Source organism: Dermatophilus congolensis (genome assembly GCF_900187045.1).
GTDB lineage: Bacteria > Actinomycetota > Actinomycetes > Actinomycetales > Dermatophilaceae > Dermatophilus > Dermatophilus congolensis.
Window position 1 is genome coordinate 1400841 of record NZ_LT906453.1, and the last position, 16014, is coordinate 1416854.

A 16014-nucleotide genomic window follows, 5' to 3' on the forward strand; every position below is an offset into this window, starting at 1 on the left:
TGCGTAAAGGTACGCTATGTCGGCTTTTTGTCCACTTCGATTGGTGCCACGGCACGCCGGTGAATGTGGCTATTGGTGCGTTATGCCTGATTTTGGGCGTAAAGACGGCCGAGGAATCTGTGTCCGGATTTTGGGCACTGGTGATTCCTCGGCCGTGGAAAAGGCACTCACTAACTAAGTTAGGTCACCCTTTCTTGAAGCCTTTTTGCCAGCCGACTTCTTCCCATTTCGGGGTCAGTTCTTGGAACAAACCGGGCCCCCAGTTGGCTAGCCCTTCACGCGTGGCGGTGATCTTTGGGCCATTCCATAGCGGAAGTTGACCGTATGTTTCGGCCATCCATTCCTTTTCCACAGCGTTCATCTCTTTGGCTTGTTCTTCTTCATCGGTGATGGAGCCAAGCTTTTTGATGCGGGCATCGAGTTCTGGGGTGCCTGCGGCAGAGAAGTTGTTACCCGAATCAGAACACATTGATTGACACATGCCACCCAGCGGGCTGTTCGTAGTTGCCGACCAAGCCATAGCGATGAAGTCGAAGTCTTTCTTTTCGACTGTGCTCCCAAACTGTGCGGAGGGGCGGATATCGAGTTGCAGGTCGATGCCAATGGCTTTCAGTTGGGACTGGGTGGTCTGCGCCAGCGCTGCTGACAGCGGGTCGTCACCAAAAGTTGTGTAGCGCACCGACAGCTTTTTGCCGTCTTTTGCAACGAACCCGTCGGCCTGTTTTGCATACCCCGCATCGTGCAACGTTTTCTGCGCAGCCTGCGGGTCAAACTTCACCGGCGTATTGTTCTCTGCTCGTGGGTCGAAGGAGAAGAACAACCCAGATTCGACTGGTTTCTCGGTGTAGTCGACTCCGTTGAACTTAATTTTCCGCAGCTGCTCACGGTCCAATCCCTGCCAGATGGCTTTACGCACAGCTATGTCTTTGATGTTCGGTGACTTCGCGTTGAAAATATAGACGTTGTTGTACAGCAGCTGGCTGCGGCGTAATTCCATCCCAGCAGTGCCGCGAATCTGCTCTAGTCGTGCCTTATTTGCCACATCTGTGGCATCGATCTCCCCGTTTTTGAACGCCAGAATGGTTGCCGAATCCTCCATCTGACGGAACACCACCCGATCCAGCATCGGGGCATTTCCCCACCACTTGTCATTAGGAACGATGACGACAGTTTTACTCTGTTCATCGATTTCCTTGATGACAAACGGCCCAGACCGCAGCTCTGGATGCGGATCCGTCTTCATCAGGGTGTTAAAAGTTTCTGGATCTTTCGCCACTTTCGGGTGAATAAGAATATCGAAAATCTCGGTGATCGGATTGAAAGGCTGCTTGAACGTCACCACCACCTGCTCGGGGGTGTCCCCCTTCTCTATCGACTCGATGTCCTCATAGCCAGCAGTGGCACCAGCGTTGTTGTACTTACCTTCATCTACCGGTGCGCGCTGGGACTTCCACGTGGCTTCAAAAGCAGTCCAGTCGATCTTGGTGCCGTCATTCCAGATCGCCTTCGGGTTGAGGTCGTAAGTGACTACCTGTTTGCCGCCGGTGATCTCCACATGCGGCATCTTGGTGAGGTACTCAGTGCGGGCGCTGGCAACCCCTTGCGGCGAATAGATAAACAGCGTCGGATCGGTGGCTTTGGTGACTCGACCCCAGTCACCGTTATTGCCATTCGTGTGCAATTTGTTGTAGTTCGTCGGGAAAATCTTCACCGCGAAAATGGCGGTGCCGCCCTTATCCATATGAGCCCGATCCTGCGGATTACGCTGCACCAACGAAGCAGGATCATGACTACTCACCGAACTCTTCGAATCCTGCCCACCCCTACCAGCACAACCAGAAACCCCCAACACAGCAGCCATCACAATCGCCACTGCCACAGTGCACCTACGTTTACTCACGGCGTTGTCCTTTCTCTGAACAGGCCATCCACACCAGCATCACTTGCCCCACCTACCTGCTCCCCACCACGCAAACGATCAGGGAAAAAACAAGCCTGACGGTGATCACCATCACCAACAGCCTCCAACGCAGGCTCAACATCACGACACCGCTGCCGCTGCTGCTCATCCAACAGCTCCACCACCGGGCACCGCGAGGCAAAATCACACCCCACCGGCCGGTTCAACGGACTAGGCAAATCACCCCGCAACACGATCCGCTCACGAGTCCGCTCCTTCACCGGATCAGGAAGCGGAATAGCCGAAAGAAGCGCACGCGTATACGGATGCCGCGGATTATCGAAAACCGAATCCACATCCCCGATCTCCACAATCTTGCCCAGGTACATCACCGCAACCCGGTCACTGATGTGACGCACCACAGCCAGATTGTGAGCCACAAACAAATACGAAATACCCAACGTCGCCTTGAGCCTGTCCAACAGGTTGATCACCCCAGCCTGCACAGACACATCCAACGCCGAAACCGGCTCATCCAACACAATCACTTTGGGATTCAACGCCAGCGCCCGCGCAATACCGATGCGCTGACGCTGACCACCTGAGAACTGCGAAGGAAACCTGTTCAAATGGTCCGGCTCCAAACCAACCGTGGCCATAAGCTCACGAGTGCGCTGCTGCCGCTGCTCCTCCGGCATCCCAAAAGCTCGCAACGGCTCACTGATCAACTCATACACCGTGAACCGCGGGTCCAAAGCCCCCATCGGATCCTGAAACACCAACTGCACATTGCGCCGCAACGCCGTGATCTCAGCCTTACGCCGCAACGAGGCCACCGGCTTACCCAATACAACGATCTTGCCGACCGTGGCCGGATTCATCTCCATGATCTCAAGCAACGTTGTCGACTTACCGCACCCAGACTCACCCACGATGGCCAGGCACTCACCCTCACGCACATCGAAAGAGACCCCATCAACGGCCTTCACCTCGCCGACCTGACGCTTAAACAAGGCCCCCTTCTTCAGCGGGAAGTGCTTGTGCAGGTTCTCCACCTCTAAGAACGTCTGTCGCTGCTGCCGAGGCACTCCCTCCAACGGTGAATGCGTCACCGCAGGAACCGGGAACACATCCGTAGCGCCCTGGATGTCACGCAAATGCTCGTGTCGCACACACGCACTCATATGCCCCGGCTCCACCAGCACAGCCGCAGGTTCACCATCGCCACACGCATCAATCGCCAACGGGCAGCGAGGCGCAAACGGACACCCAGTCGGCTCATGAATCAAATTAGGCGGATTGCCCTCAATCGGCACCAGTGAGGCCTTCTCCCGCCGGTCAACCCGAGGAATCGAACCCAACAAACCCAGCGTGTACGGCATCCGCGGCTGGTAGAAAATGTCATCCACCTGCCCCTTCTCCACCGGACGCCCGGCATACATCACCATCACGTCATCAGCGATGCCCGCCACGACACCCAAATCGTGCGTAATCATCACCACCGCCGCACCGGTCTCCCGCTGCGCCACCTTCAACACATCCAAAATCTGCGCCTGGATCGTCACATCCAGCGCCGTCGTCGGCTCATCAGCGATGATCACGCGCGGATTGTTCGCGATCGCAATCGCGATCACCACCCGCTGGCGCATACCGCCAGAAAACTCATGCGGGTAGGAATCCACCCGCGAACTCGGGCTGGGAATCCCCACAATCTCGAGCAATTCAATTGCGCGCTCCCGAGCCGCCTTCGCCGACAGCGACTGATGCGCCTGTAACGCCTCAATAATCTGCTGCCCTACCGTGAACACCGGCGTCAACGAACTCAGCGGATCCTGGAAAATCATCGCGATGTCACGGCCACGATGCGCCGACATCTGCCGATCAGACAGGCCAATCAATTCCTTGCCCTGATACGTGATCGACCCCGAGATCTTCGCGCTGGCAGGCAACAGTCCCATCATCGCCAACGAGGTCACCGACTTACCCGACCCCGATTCGCCAACAATCCCCAAAACCCGGCCCGGGAACAGATCAAAATCCATGCCGCGTACCGCATGCACCACCCCGGCCTCAGAAGGAAACCGCACATGCAAATCCCGCACCGACAAAACCGCCTGTTCCTGCGGAGAAGACACAGTGTGCTCAGTCGACAAAACAACGTTACTCATGCTCGGCCTCCGGACTTGCTGTTGGGGTCGAGAGCGTCACGCAGACCATCACCGACCAAAGACAAGGACAAAGTGATCCACAGCAGACACGCCACCGGACCCCAGAACATCCACGGATAAGCAGACAACTGACTGGCCGACTGCCCAATAAGCTGGCCAAGAGAAACATCCGGCGGCCGTACCCCCACACCCAGGAAGCTCAACGACGTCTCGGCGATGATCGCCCCGAACGTGCCCAACACAATGTTGAGAATCAAATACGAGCCGATATTTGGAATGATGTGCCGCCGGATAATCTGCCAATCCGACACACCCATGTACCGCGCACACGCAACGAACTCACGCTCACGCAACGACTGCGTCGTGGCTCGCACCACACGCGCCAACCCCATCCAGCCAAACAACGTCAAATACAGCGCCAACTGGAAAGCATTACCCTGGCTGGATCCCATCAACACCGCGATGACCAGGAAATACGGCATCAGAATCAGCATGTCCAACAGCCACATGCCTATCCGCTCACGCGTACCACCCCAGAAAGCAATCGCCGTGCCGTACACCGCCCCAATCAGTGGAGCGAGCACGCCCACGCACAAAGCGATGAGCAAAGACTTTCCGGTACCACGCACCAGCATCGCCCACAGGTCCAACCCGCCAGCGCTGGTGCCAAGAATATGGCCGCCTTCACCAGGAGCAGCCCCCAAATTCATCAGGTCCTGATCGGTATACGAGAACGAGTTAATGGTGTTTCCCGCAAGAGCGAAAGCTACAACCAACCCCAGCATCACCAGGCCAACAATCGCTCCTTTGTTCCGCAGCAGACGGCGCAGAATGAGCGTGGACTTACGCGTGATCGCATGCTCCGGCTGAGCAGAGGCCACAGGCGCAGCAGCTCCGCCAGGAAGAGGCGCCGGGGGCTCAGTGCAGGTGTGTGCATCGCTAGTCATCAGGCGACCCTCGCTCTCGGATCCACGATCGCCACCGACAAGTCAGCGCAGATAGCACCGATGGCGAACATCACTCCACCGAAAGCCACTCCGGCCACGGCTGCATTGACGTTTTGTGTCGACGTAATTGCATCGAGGGTGTACCGGCCCAGGCCCTCCCAAGCGAACACCGCCTCGATGATGAACGTGCCGGTGAAAATGCCAGGAATCTGGAAGGCGATCGACTGCGCCACCGGGATAAAAGAGGTACGCAGAGCATGTTTACGCACCGCTTGAGACTTCGTGAGACCTTTCGCGCGAGCCATACGCACGTAGTCAGCGTTGATGTTGTCCAAGAGCAAAGAGCGCTGCAGCAACTGGTAGCTGACGTAAGCAACAATCGTCAGCGCTACCGTAGGAAGAACAAGGTGCTGCGCTATGTCGACAACCCTCTCCATCGCACCTTCGGGCTGCGGCACCGAATACATGCCAGAGACGTAAAGTAAACGCTTGCCCACGGCGTCGTTGAGATCGATACCGGCCGTCTGCACAGTCAGATAAATCACCGGGGCCGGGATACAGCTAATGACGTAGCTCAGTGTCGTGACCGAACGATCTGAGAAGGAATATTGCCGCGAAGCAGCGAACACGCCCAGAGCAATACCGATGACGATCGACAACAGCGTTGCCAGTAGCACCAGCCGCCCAGAAATAACCGCCCTGGTAAGGAACTCCTGGTTGATGCTGGAACCATCTGGCCCCATGCCCCAGTCGAAGTGAAAAACGACGTTTTTCAGCCAGACCAGATAGCGCTGGAACGGGTTCAAGGTGGGATCCAGCCCAGCTTCCTGCAGCTGCGCGGTGACTTGCTCCATGGTGGGGCGTGGAGTGCGCTGCAGCAGTGCTGTTTCGGGTTTCATGACTGTCACGGCGGCCAAATACGCCAGCGATGTCGCCACGAAAATCATCACGAAGTAGTTGGCCAGGCGCCTGAAAAGGTATTTCAGCACGTCGCCACCTCCGGGCATGGATGGCAGATCCCAGATACGACCAGCAGTAAATAGCGGGGCATGGGCGACAACCCTTTCTCTCACGGGACAGAGCCCTGTCTCGAGGTGCACCCCACCTGTGGAACGGCGACGGTGCCGGAAAGTAACGGATCTTCCGGAAGGTTTTTCGATGCGTTTGCTGCGGCGCGACACTGCCGGCAGGCACACCGAAAAAGGGCGAATTAAGCTCGTTGACTAGCTCGTTCGGGCCTCGCCCGAAGATCTGATCCCCAAAAGGTAAGCGATGAGCGCCCGTGTGGTGCACGTAACTCAAACTCTGTGCGGGCTCAGGAGTGCCGCTGTGGCAAATCCTGTACGTAGTGACCTGGTTCACATATTGCGCAAATTGAATATCCGTCTGCGAGATATGCAGGCTAAAAAATAGCGCTCAATTTTTGTTTGATTACTCGGACGAGCGTCCCGGATGAATGTACGAGTTACCGCGACACGCCAGTGAAAGCGCGATCAATCTGAATTACGCCAATGTCATTAAGAATCGGGAACCTCAGGAGGTTTCCCCATGACTTTGGTACACACCACAACTGTCTCCACAAACGCCCGTGCTTTCCTGCAATCGGCCTACACAGACCGGCTGCATATTCCTGCACCAGTTGTCCCACCAGTTGGACGCCACCGCACACTCGGTAGCTCGGCATGGCGAACAGCACTGCGTGAACTCATTGGATGGGCAACCTTGGGACTGTGGGTTCCTGGGCTCAATCGCGCCGCAAACGCAGCCTGGCGCCCCTTCCGCACTGCCCCAGGACGCCACCGCGCCTAACCCTTTTCCCGACCCGCTTTGCGGTTGTCGTCAGGTTGCTTTGGGGTTGCCCAGGGGAGCGGCGGCATACTAGTGCGATCGTTGTTGTTGCACGAAGGGCGCTACCTACCGGAAAATCCGGCAGCGAACGCACCGCGAGTGAAGGGTTGTGTCGATGGAAACCGCAGAGATCCGGCGTCGCTGGCTCCGATTCTTCGAGAGCAAGGCGCACACCGTGGTGCCCAGCGCACCCCTGCTATACGACGACCCCAACCTCCTGTTCGTCAACGCCGGAATGGTCCCCTTCAAGCCCTACTTCCTCGGCGCCGAAACCCCCGCCTACACACGCGCCACCAGCGTGCAGAAATGCGTACGCACCGGAGACATCGACGAAGTCGGTAAAACCACCCGCCATGGCACGTTCTTCCAAATGAACGGCAACTTCTCCTTCGGTGACTACTTCAAAAAAGAAGCCATCGAATTCGCCTGGGAATTCGTCACCGGGCCTCAAGAAGAAGGCAACCTCGGCTTCGACCCCGAAAAAGTCTGGGTCACCGTCCTAGGCCCCGGACATCACCCCGACCACCCCGAAGGCGACATCGAGGCCCGCAACTACTGGCGCGCAGTCGGCATCCCCGACGAACGCATCCAAGGCCGCAGCCTCAAAGACAACTACTGGCACATGGGCGTCGAAGGGCCCGGCGGTCCCTGCTCCGAGATCTACATCGACCGCGGCCCCGAATACGGCCCCGACGGTGGCCCCGAAGCCGACGAAGACCGCTTCCTCGAAATCTGGAACCTCGTCTTCCAAACCGAACAAATCACCGACGTCACCGCCAAAGACAAATTCACCGTCGAAGGCCTCCTGCCCTCCAAAAACATTGACACCGGCATGGGGCTAGAACGCGTCGCCTTCCTCATGCAAGGCGTCGACAACATGTACGAAATCGACGAGGTCTACCCCGTCATCGCCGCCGCCGAAAAACTCTCCGGCCGCAAATACGGCGCAGACAACGACGCCGACGTTCGCTTCCGCGTCGTCGCCGACCACGTCCGTTCCTCCCTCATGCTCATCGGAGACGGCGTCACCCCCGGCAACGAAGGCCGCGGCTACGTCCTGCGCCGCCTGCTACGCCGCGCCATCCGATCCATGCGACTCCTTGGCGTCACCGACCCAGTTCTGCCCGAACTGCTCCCCGTCTCCGTGGCCCAAATGGAGAAGTCCTACCCCGAGCTGCGCCGCGACTGGGACCGCATCTCCAACGTCGCCTTCGAAGAAGAACACGCGTTCCGCCGCACCCTCACCGCTGGCACCGCAATCCTTGACACCGCAGTCGCCAACGCTAAGAGCCAAGGACACACCCAGCTCTCCGGCGCCGACGCGTTCAGCCTGCACGACACCTACGGATTCCCCATCGACCTCACCCTAGAGATGGCATCCGAACAAGGCCTGTCCGTTGACGAAGAAGGCTTCCGCTCCCTCATGAACGAGCAGAAGCAACGCGCCAAAGCTGACGCCAAAGCCAAAAAGATGGGTCACACAGACCTACACCTGTACCGAGAAATCGCCGACACCATGTCCGCGCCCACGGAATTCCTCGGCTACAGCGAGACCACCGCGCCCGGACGCATCATGGGTGTTCTCAGCGACTCTGGGTCGGTTCGCAGCGCCAGCGAAGGCGACGAGATTGAACTCGTTCTCGACCGCACCCCCTTCTACGCCGAATCGGGTGGACAGCTTGCCGACAAAGGCATCATCGAAGTCGACGGAGCCCGCATCGAAATCACCGACGTGCAGCGCCCCGTCACTGGCCTCGTTGTCCACAAGGGACGAGTACTCGCCGGCGAATTCGGTGTCGGACAGACCGCCACCGCCATCGTCGACGCCGCACGCCGTCGTGACTCCTCCCGCGCTCACACCGCCACCCACATCGTCCACCAGGCACTACGTGACAACCTCGCCAGCACTGCCACCCAGGCAGGCTCTGAAAACATGCCTGGGCGCCTGCGGTTCGACTTCTCCTGGAACAACCCCATCGACCCCGACACCTTCGCCACCATCGAAGAGCAAATCAACCGCGTCATCCTCGGCGACGAAGCCGTCGAAGCTGCCACTATGCCCAAGGACGAAGCACTTGCCTCAGGGGCCCTGGCAATGTTCGGCGAGAAATACCCCGAACACGTCCGCGTTGTCAGCATCGGTGACTGGAGTCGCGAACTTTGCGGCGGCACCCACGCCATGCGCGTTGGTCAGCTCGGCGTCGTCAAACTTCTTAGCGAGCAATCCGTAGGTTCTGGGGTGCGTCGCGTCGAAGCCCTCGTCGGCATGGACGCATACAGCCACCTGTCCACCGAATCGCTGCTTCTTTCCCAAATCAGTGACCTTGTCAAAGCCAAGGGCGAGAACATCCCCGACCGGATCGCCGCCCTCATGGCCAAACTCAAGAGCACCGAAAAAGAACTCACAGCCATGCGTGCAGCTCAGCTACGCGCAGCTAACGCCAACCTCGCCAACGAAGCAATCGACATCTCAGGCGTCGCCGTTCTCACCCATGACCTGGGAGCTGACGCCGGAGCCGACGATGTCCGCTCCCTTGTTCTCGACATCCGTGGACGCCTCGGCGAAGACAAACCCGCCGTCGTGGCGCTCACTGGCGTGGCTAAAGAACGTCCGCTTATCGTTGTTGCCACCAACGACGCAGCTCGCAAAGAAGGCATCAAAGCCGGAGCGCTCGTCAAAACAGCCGCGACCATTCTCGGCGGCGGCGGTGGCGGCAAACCCGACATCGCCCAAGGCGGCGGCACAGACACCACCAAAATCGCTGACGCGCTCGAAGCCGTGCGCCACGCGATCGCCACCCGCTGAACCAGTAACACAACGCAATCGGGAGCGGCACAGTGCGGTCTGGAGTACGTATCGGCGTTGACGTCGGCGCTGCACGCGTCGGCGTAGCCACCTGCAACCACGAGGCAATTCTCGCGGTTCCGGTCGACACCTACCCACGAGAGGGTGTCCCCGCAAAAGGGGACATCCCTGCCGTTCCCGATGCCCTCGAACGCATCGTTGCGCTTGCTGGTCAGTGCGAACCCATCGAAATCATCGTTGGCCTCCCCATGCACTTATCTGGAGCCGAGGGGCAGTCGGCACACGCTGCGAAAACGTTTGCACAAGCTCTCGCCGCACGCGTGAAGCCCATCCCTGTTCGACTCATGGACGAACGACTTACTACGGTGGATGCTCACCGCGCACTGCACTCGAGCGGCCGGGCCGCGAAAACGCACCGGTCAGTCGTCGATCAAGTCGCGGCAGTCATGATCTTGCAAAGCGCATTGGACGCCGAACGCGACTTCAACCGCGTTCCCGGGTCCATCATCGGGGGCCGAAAACCTAGGCATAGGAGACGTACATGAATTCGCAGTATCCCGAGGATCCTTACAGTCCCCGGCCTGCCGAGGAATTCGTCACCCGCGCCTCACTCCGCGCCAGCCGGAACCAGCGCAACAAGCGCCCTAAACGCGCAACACGTCGAAGCTACGACGAAGAGCCACGACGCGACACCTACTACGACGAACCACCTCGCCGCAGTCGCCGTTCCGAACCGGAACCCACTGAACCCATCCGATTCGTTCAACGCTCCTCACGTGCTCAACGTCACGAAGAGGAAAAACCTTGGACCTCGGCTCACTACACCGACGACTCCACCCAAGAGCTCGATCCTCTCGAAGAACTTCTTCGCCGAACCCGCCAATACGAAAACCCTGACCGCAGGAAACGTGGCATAGACACCGGCGAACTCATCCGCAGCACAGAAGAACTCACCCGTAGTAGACGCCGCCTCGAGGTAGATAACGAACCTAGTCGTCGTAGTCGTCGCGGCTATGAGGCCCCAGATCCTGGGATGCGCGCCGGATTTGACGATGAGGAGCCCATGCGGCCTCGGCGGGGTTTTGACCCCGAATCACCTCGTTCCTCGCGGGAACAGGAACAACCTAGTCGTCGTAGTCGTCGCGGCTACGATGCCCCAGAGCCCAGCGGTCGTGGTGGATTCGACGATGAAGAGTCCCCTGCGCTGCGTGGGGTTAGTAGGCGTGAGCGTAAACGGCAGCGCGAGCGTGAAGATGTTGAGCCCGAGGCCGAACCACGTACCCCCAGCCGCCGAATCGAACAAGGCATGCGCGGGGAACAAGGCCGCCGGGTTCAACAAAATCTGAGTCCCGATCAGGGACGACGCATCCGCCGCAACGACAAACCACCACAGCGACGCGGAAAACGTCTCCTAACAATCGTCGCGGTACTCCTCCTTGTGGCAACCGTGGCCCTCGGAACCACCGTCTATCGCGCATTCAGCACCCCCGACTACGACGGCGAAGGAACCGGCTCGGTCAACATCGTTGTTGCTCCAGGACAAAGCGGATCCCAAATCGGCAACACCTTGGAGAAAGAAGGCGTCGTCAAATCTGCCCGCGCCTTCATCAAAGCGCTAGAAAACAACCCCGGCAAAGAAATCCAGCCCGGAACCTACGCCCTCGCTAAAGAGATGTCTGCCGATAGCGCGCTTGAAAAAATGCGCAGCACCGGACGAGCTGTGCACCGCGTCACCATCCGCGAGGGGCTATGGAAAGCACAGGTTTTCGAGGAACTCGCCAAAGTAACTAACCACAAGCCAGCAGACTACGCAGCAGTTGAAAAGCAAAACGAAAGCGATCCCAGCATCCTCAAACTTCCTGCCTCAGCTAAAGGCAACGTTGAAGGCTACCTATTCCCAGCCACCTACGAGTTCGACCCCGGAACAACACCGGCGCAACAACTGCGACAGATGGTCAACCACACCCTGGAACAGTTGAAAAACCTTGGCGTACAAGAAGCAGACGCCGAACGGATGATCACCTTGGCCTCCATTGTTGAAGCCGAGGCGCGCCTTAACGAAGACCGACCCAAGGTTGCTCGCGTCATCCTCAACCGTCTTGCCAAACCGATGCGTCTGCAGCTGGACTCCACCGTCAGCTACGGCGTGCAGAACCGCTCCATCACCACCACAGACGCCGAACGCGCCAACAAGAACCCCTACAACACGTACGTCAATGATGGCCTGCCCGCCGGACCTATTGGCAACCCTGGAGCCCAGTCGATCAAAGCTGCCATTCAACCGGCTGAAGGCCCCTGGCTCTACTTCGTCGCCATTGACCCAGTTAAGGGAACCACCGTGTTCTCCAACACCAAAGTCGAACACGACAACGCTGTGCGCCAGTTCCAGCAGTGGTGCCAGCAACACCCAGGAACCTGCTGACGTGCCCGGCTACGGCGTGCTCCCGCCCGAAGACTTCCTCACGGTCATCGACACTGCTCGTGAAGAAGAAGATCTGGTGCGCGCCGCGGCCGGAACCCACGGCACCAACGTCGCAGCCGTTCTTGGGTCACCCATTGACCATTCCCTTTCCCCGCTGCTACACCGAACCGCCTACAACGAGCTAGGTCTTAGCGATTGGCAGTTTCAGCGCTACGCCGTCGGTGGCCCTGGAGAACCAACCTTGGCGCATCACCTCTCTACCGTGCATGCCAGCCATGGCCGCTGGCGGGGGATGGCAATCACGATGCCTTTGAAAGAAGACGCACTGGCTGCAGCCGACCTTGTCTGCGCACGTGCAGCTGACCTCAGAGCAGCTAACACCCTCATTCCGTATGGCCGCGGCTGGGCAGCAGACAACACAGACATTGTCGGTATTGAGATGGCTCTGCAAGAAGTTGGGATCCAGCACGCCGAGTACGCACTGATCATTGGTTCCGGTGCCACGGCCCGAGCCGCTCTGGCGGCGCTGGTTTCCTTCGGGGTTGAGCACGTCACATTCGCTGTGCGCTCTCAGGTGCGACCTGCCACTGTCGACCTAGCCAAACGTCTTGAAGTCAACATTGACACCCTGGCCCTCACTGACACGGTGAGCCTGCAGCGATGCGTCAATGAAGCCGAAGTGACTATTTCTACTCTTCCCACGGGGACCGACCTCAGCTTGCCGCCCCTGAGTGATGACCCGATTCCGGGCATCGTGATGGATGTCGTCTATGCCAACTGGCCCACCGCTTTGGGTACCTGGGCGCAGGCGGCTGGCGCACGCGTTATTTCAGGGCTTCCCATGCTGCTCCACCAAGCTGCGGCTCAAGTGCGAGCCTTCACAGGGCGCACACCGAACGTCGCACATATGCGTCAGGCTTTGGAGCACGCTGTCACGTTGTAGCTGTCTGCCCAATCCCCGAGCAAGCGCCCGGGGGAGCGCACCAGCCGTGACACCATGAGCTTCATGCGTTGGTTGACAGCAGGTGAGTCCCATGGCCCTTCCCTGGTGGCCATCCTTGAAGGAATGCCAGCGGGTGTGGAAGTGACCTCACATGATGTTGCGGCAGCGCTTGCGCGTAGGCGTTTGGGGTATGGGCGAGGTGCACGCCAGAAGTTTGAAAAGGATGCATTGCGCGTGCTTAGCGGTGTGCGTCACGGAGTTACGTTGGGGTCTCCCATTGCTGTGGAGATAGGTAATTCGGAGTGGCCGAAATGGGAGACGGTGATGTCTCCTGACCCGGTTTGTGCTGATGCGTTGGCGCGTAGCGATGATGTCAATGCGCCGAAGGAGTTGGCTCGTAACAAGCCGCTTACTCGTCCTCGGCCGGGGCATGCTGACCTGGTTGGTATGCAGAAGTATGGGTGGGATGATGCGCGGAATGTGTTGGAGCGTTCTTCTGCGCGTGAGACTGCTGCTCGGGTGGCTTTGGGGGCTTACGCCTCGTGTTACTTGCAGCAGGTAGCGGGCATTCGTCTTGTTTCTCATACCGTTTCGATTGGTAGTGCGGGCACTGCTGATGGGGCAGCGCTGCCGACTCCTGATGATGTGGATGCCCTTGATGGTGATCCGGTGCGTTCTTTTGACGCTGCGGCTTCAGCGGCGATGGTGCAGCAGATTGATGCGGCTCGTGGTGCTGGTGACACTCTTGGTGGGGTTGTTGAGGTGCTTGCGTACGGGTGCCCTCCTGGTCTTGGGTCGCATGTGCATTGGGATCGGCGGTTGGATGCGCGTCTGGCTGGGGCGTTGATGGGGATTCAGGCTATTAAGGGGGTGGCGGTTGGTGATGGTTTTGATAGTGCTGCTCGGCTTGGTTCGCAGGCGCATGATGAGATGGAGCGTGATGATGCTGGGGTGATTCGCCGTCGTACGGGGCATGCCGGTGGTCTTGAGGGCGGGATGACCAATGGTGAGTTTTTGCGGGTGAGCGCTGCGATGAAGCCGATCAGTACGGTGCCGCATGCGTTGGATACGGTTGATATCACTGGTCAGGGGGCGGCGAAGGCTATTCATCAGCGCTCGGATGTGTGCGCGGTGCCTGCGGCGGGAGTGGTTGCTGAGGCGATGGTTGCTTTGGTGCTTGCTGAGGCTGTTGCGGAGAAGTTTGGTGGGGACAGCGTGGTGGAGACGCGGCGTAATGTGACGGGGTATTTGGAGGCTATGCCTGCTGGGAAGAGGACGTGGTGACTGAGCAGATGTGTGTTGATTCCTCGCTCATTGTTTTAACTGGTCCTCCGGGGGCGGGTAAGTCCACGGTGGGGCGGTTGTTGGCTGCGCGTTTGGGTGTTGATTTCGCTGACACGGATGTTCTTGTTACCCAGCGGGCTGGCAAGGATATTGCGGATATTTTTGTTGATGATGGGGAGGCTGCTTTTCGCGCGGTGGAGCGTGAGGTAGTTGCTGATGCGTTGGCGCATCGGCGTGGTGTGTTGGCGTTGGGTGGGGGAGCGGTGCTTGATCCGGTCTCGCAGGTGTTGTTGCGGGATCGGTGTGTGGTGTTTCTTGATGTGTCGTTGCGGTATGCGGGTAGGCGTACTGGGTTTGATCAGGGGCGGCCGTTGTTGGCGTTGAATCCGCGGGGGCAGTGGCTTGCGTTGATGGAGCAGCGGCGTCCGATTTATGTGGACGTGGCGACGGCGAGGGTTGATACCGATGGCAAAGAGCCCGATGAGGTGGTTGAGGCTGTTGTTGCGTTGTTGTCTGATGAGTTGAACAGCGGGGGAGTGCGATGAGTGTTGATGGGGTGCGGTGTGAGGGTGGTCGTAGCGTTATTCATGTGGGGCCCACTGCTGGGGCGGGGGCGTATGACGTGGTGGTGGGGTGGGGGTTGGCTGCCGAGGTAGCTGCGTTAGTGATGGGTACCGGTGGTGAGGGTGTGGTGGCTGATCCTGCTGCGAATCGTCCTGGGCGGGCGTTGGTTGTGCATGCTGGTGCGGTGGAGGGATTGGCGCGGGAGATTGCTGGGCAGTTGCGGGGTGGGGGTGTTGAGGCGCTTGTGGTGTGTGTGCCTGATGGTGAGGCGGCTAAGACGGTGAGTGTGGCTGCGGATTTGTGGTCGCGGATGGGGCGGGCGGGTTTTACGCGTTCGGATGTTGTTGTTGGTGTTGGTGGTGGGGCTGTGACGGATTTGGCTGGGTGGGTTGCGGCGAGTTGGTTGCGTGGGGTGTCGGTGGTGCAGGTCCCGACGACGGTATTGGGGATGGTGGATGCGGCTGTGGGGGGTAAGACGGGGATTAATACGGCCGAGGGGAAGAATTTGGTGGGGGCTTTTCACCCGCCGTTGGGGGTTTTTGCTGATTTGTCAGTGTTGCGGACGTTGCCGAAGGCGGATGTGGTGGCGGGTTTGGCTGAGGTGGTTAAGGGTGGGTTTATTGCTGATCGGCGGATTCTTGAGTTGATTGAGCAGGACCCTCTAGGAGCGGTGGATCCGGAGTCTGGGGTGTTGCGGGAGTTGGTGGAGCGCAAGATTGCGGTGAAGGCGGGGATTGTGACGGGGGATCTGTGTGAGGCGGGGGAGCGTGAGTTCCTTAACTATGGGCATACGTTGGCGCACGCTATTGAGAATCTTGAGGGGTATACGTGGCGTCATGGGGATGCAGTGTCGGTGGGGATGGTGTTTGCGGCTGAGTTGGCGTGTAGTGCTGGGTTGTTGGATGCGGCTGTGGTGCGGCGGCATCGGGATGTGTTGTCGGGTTTGGGGTTGCCGGTGGGGTATTCGGGGGCTGGGTTTGCTGATGTTGTGGAGGTGATGGGGCGGGATAAGAAGACGCGGGGGGCGACGTTGCGGTTTGTGGTTCTTGCTGGTGTGGGGGTTCCGCGGCGGCTTGTGGGGCCGGATGAGGGGTTGTTGCGGGAGGCTTTTGCTGCGGTGTCGGGGTGAGGT

The 16014-nt window shown here is 59.0% G+C and carries 12 protein-coding genes; 8 read left to right on the forward strand and 4 right to left on the reverse strand.

The features are described 5' to 3' along the window. Nucleotides 1–184: 184 nt before the first annotated feature. From CKV89_RS05970 to CKV89_RS05985, 4 genes are all read right to left on the reverse strand, one after another. Entirely contained in the window at nucleotides 185–1771 is a 1587-nt protein-coding gene (locus CKV89_RS05970) for an ABC transporter family substrate-binding protein (protein WP_231935485.1), read from the reverse strand. A gap of 125 nt (nucleotides 1772–1896) precedes the next feature. Then, complete coding sequence (locus tag CKV89_RS05975; RefSeq protein ID WP_084441441.1) at nucleotides 1897–4068, reverse strand: ABC transporter ATP-binding protein; 2172 nt, start codon at nucleotides 4066–4068, stop codon at nucleotides 1897–1899. Next, complete coding sequence (locus tag CKV89_RS05980) at nucleotides 4065–5015, reverse strand: ABC transporter permease (RefSeq protein WP_084441439.1); 951 nt, start codon at nucleotides 5013–5015, stop codon at nucleotides 4065–4067. Before CKV89_RS05980 ends, CKV89_RS05975 begins: the two co-directional genes overlap by 4 nt. Next, nucleotides 5015–6004, reverse strand: coding sequence for an ABC transporter permease (locus CKV89_RS05985; RefSeq protein ID WP_028327985.1), 990 nt, complete (start codon nucleotides 6002–6004; stop codon nucleotides 5015–5017). Before CKV89_RS05985 ends, CKV89_RS05980 begins: the two co-directional genes overlap by 1 nt. Before the next feature lie 559 nt (nucleotides 6005–6563). Between CKV89_RS05985 and CKV89_RS05990 the strand changes: the two genes are divergently transcribed. From CKV89_RS05990 to aroB, 8 genes are all read left to right on the forward strand, one after another. After that, the gene (locus CKV89_RS05990; protein ID WP_028327984.1) at nucleotides 6564–6824 is read left to right on the forward strand and encodes a hypothetical protein; all 261 of its coding nucleotides are present in this window, start codon (nucleotides 6564–6566) and stop codon (nucleotides 6822–6824) included. A gap of 154 nt (nucleotides 6825–6978) precedes the next feature. Then, a complete protein-coding gene (gene alaS / locus CKV89_RS05995) occupies nucleotides 6979–9669 on the forward strand; it encodes an alanine--tRNA ligase (protein ID WP_028327983.1) in 2691 nt (896 codons plus the stop codon). A 32-nt stretch (nucleotides 9670–9701) separates the two neighbouring features. Next, nucleotides 9702–10214, forward strand: a complete 513-nt coding sequence (gene ruvX, locus CKV89_RS06000) for a Holliday junction resolvase RuvX (protein WP_028327982.1) — start codon at nucleotides 9702–9704, stop codon at nucleotides 10212–10214. Next, a complete protein-coding gene (gene mltG / locus CKV89_RS06005) occupies nucleotides 10211–12091 on the forward strand; it encodes an endolytic transglycosylase MltG (protein ID WP_051277768.1) in 1881 nt (626 codons plus the stop codon). Before ruvX ends, mltG begins: the two co-directional genes overlap by 4 nt. Before the next feature lies 1 nt (nucleotide 12092). Continuing rightward, on the forward strand, nucleotides 12093–13034 hold the full coding sequence (locus CKV89_RS06010) for a shikimate dehydrogenase (protein WP_051277767.1): 942 nt from the start codon (nucleotides 12093–12095) through the stop codon (nucleotides 13032–13034). Nucleotides 13035–13097: 63 nt separating this feature from the next. Continuing rightward, on the forward strand, nucleotides 13098–14318 hold the full coding sequence (gene aroC, locus CKV89_RS06015) for a chorismate synthase (protein ID WP_028327981.1): 1221 nt from the start codon (nucleotides 13098–13100) through the stop codon (nucleotides 14316–14318). Further along, nucleotides 14315–14863, forward strand: a complete 549-nt coding sequence (locus CKV89_RS06020) for a shikimate kinase (RefSeq protein ID WP_324603361.1) — start codon at nucleotides 14315–14317, stop codon at nucleotides 14861–14863. Before aroC ends, CKV89_RS06020 begins: the two co-directional genes overlap by 4 nt. Then, entirely contained in the window at nucleotides 14860–16011 is a 1152-nt protein-coding gene (aroB, locus tag CKV89_RS06025; RefSeq protein ID WP_084441438.1) for a 3-dehydroquinate synthase, read from the forward strand. Before CKV89_RS06020 ends, aroB begins: the two co-directional genes overlap by 4 nt. The last annotated feature ends 3 nt before the right edge of the window (nucleotides 16012–16014 follow it).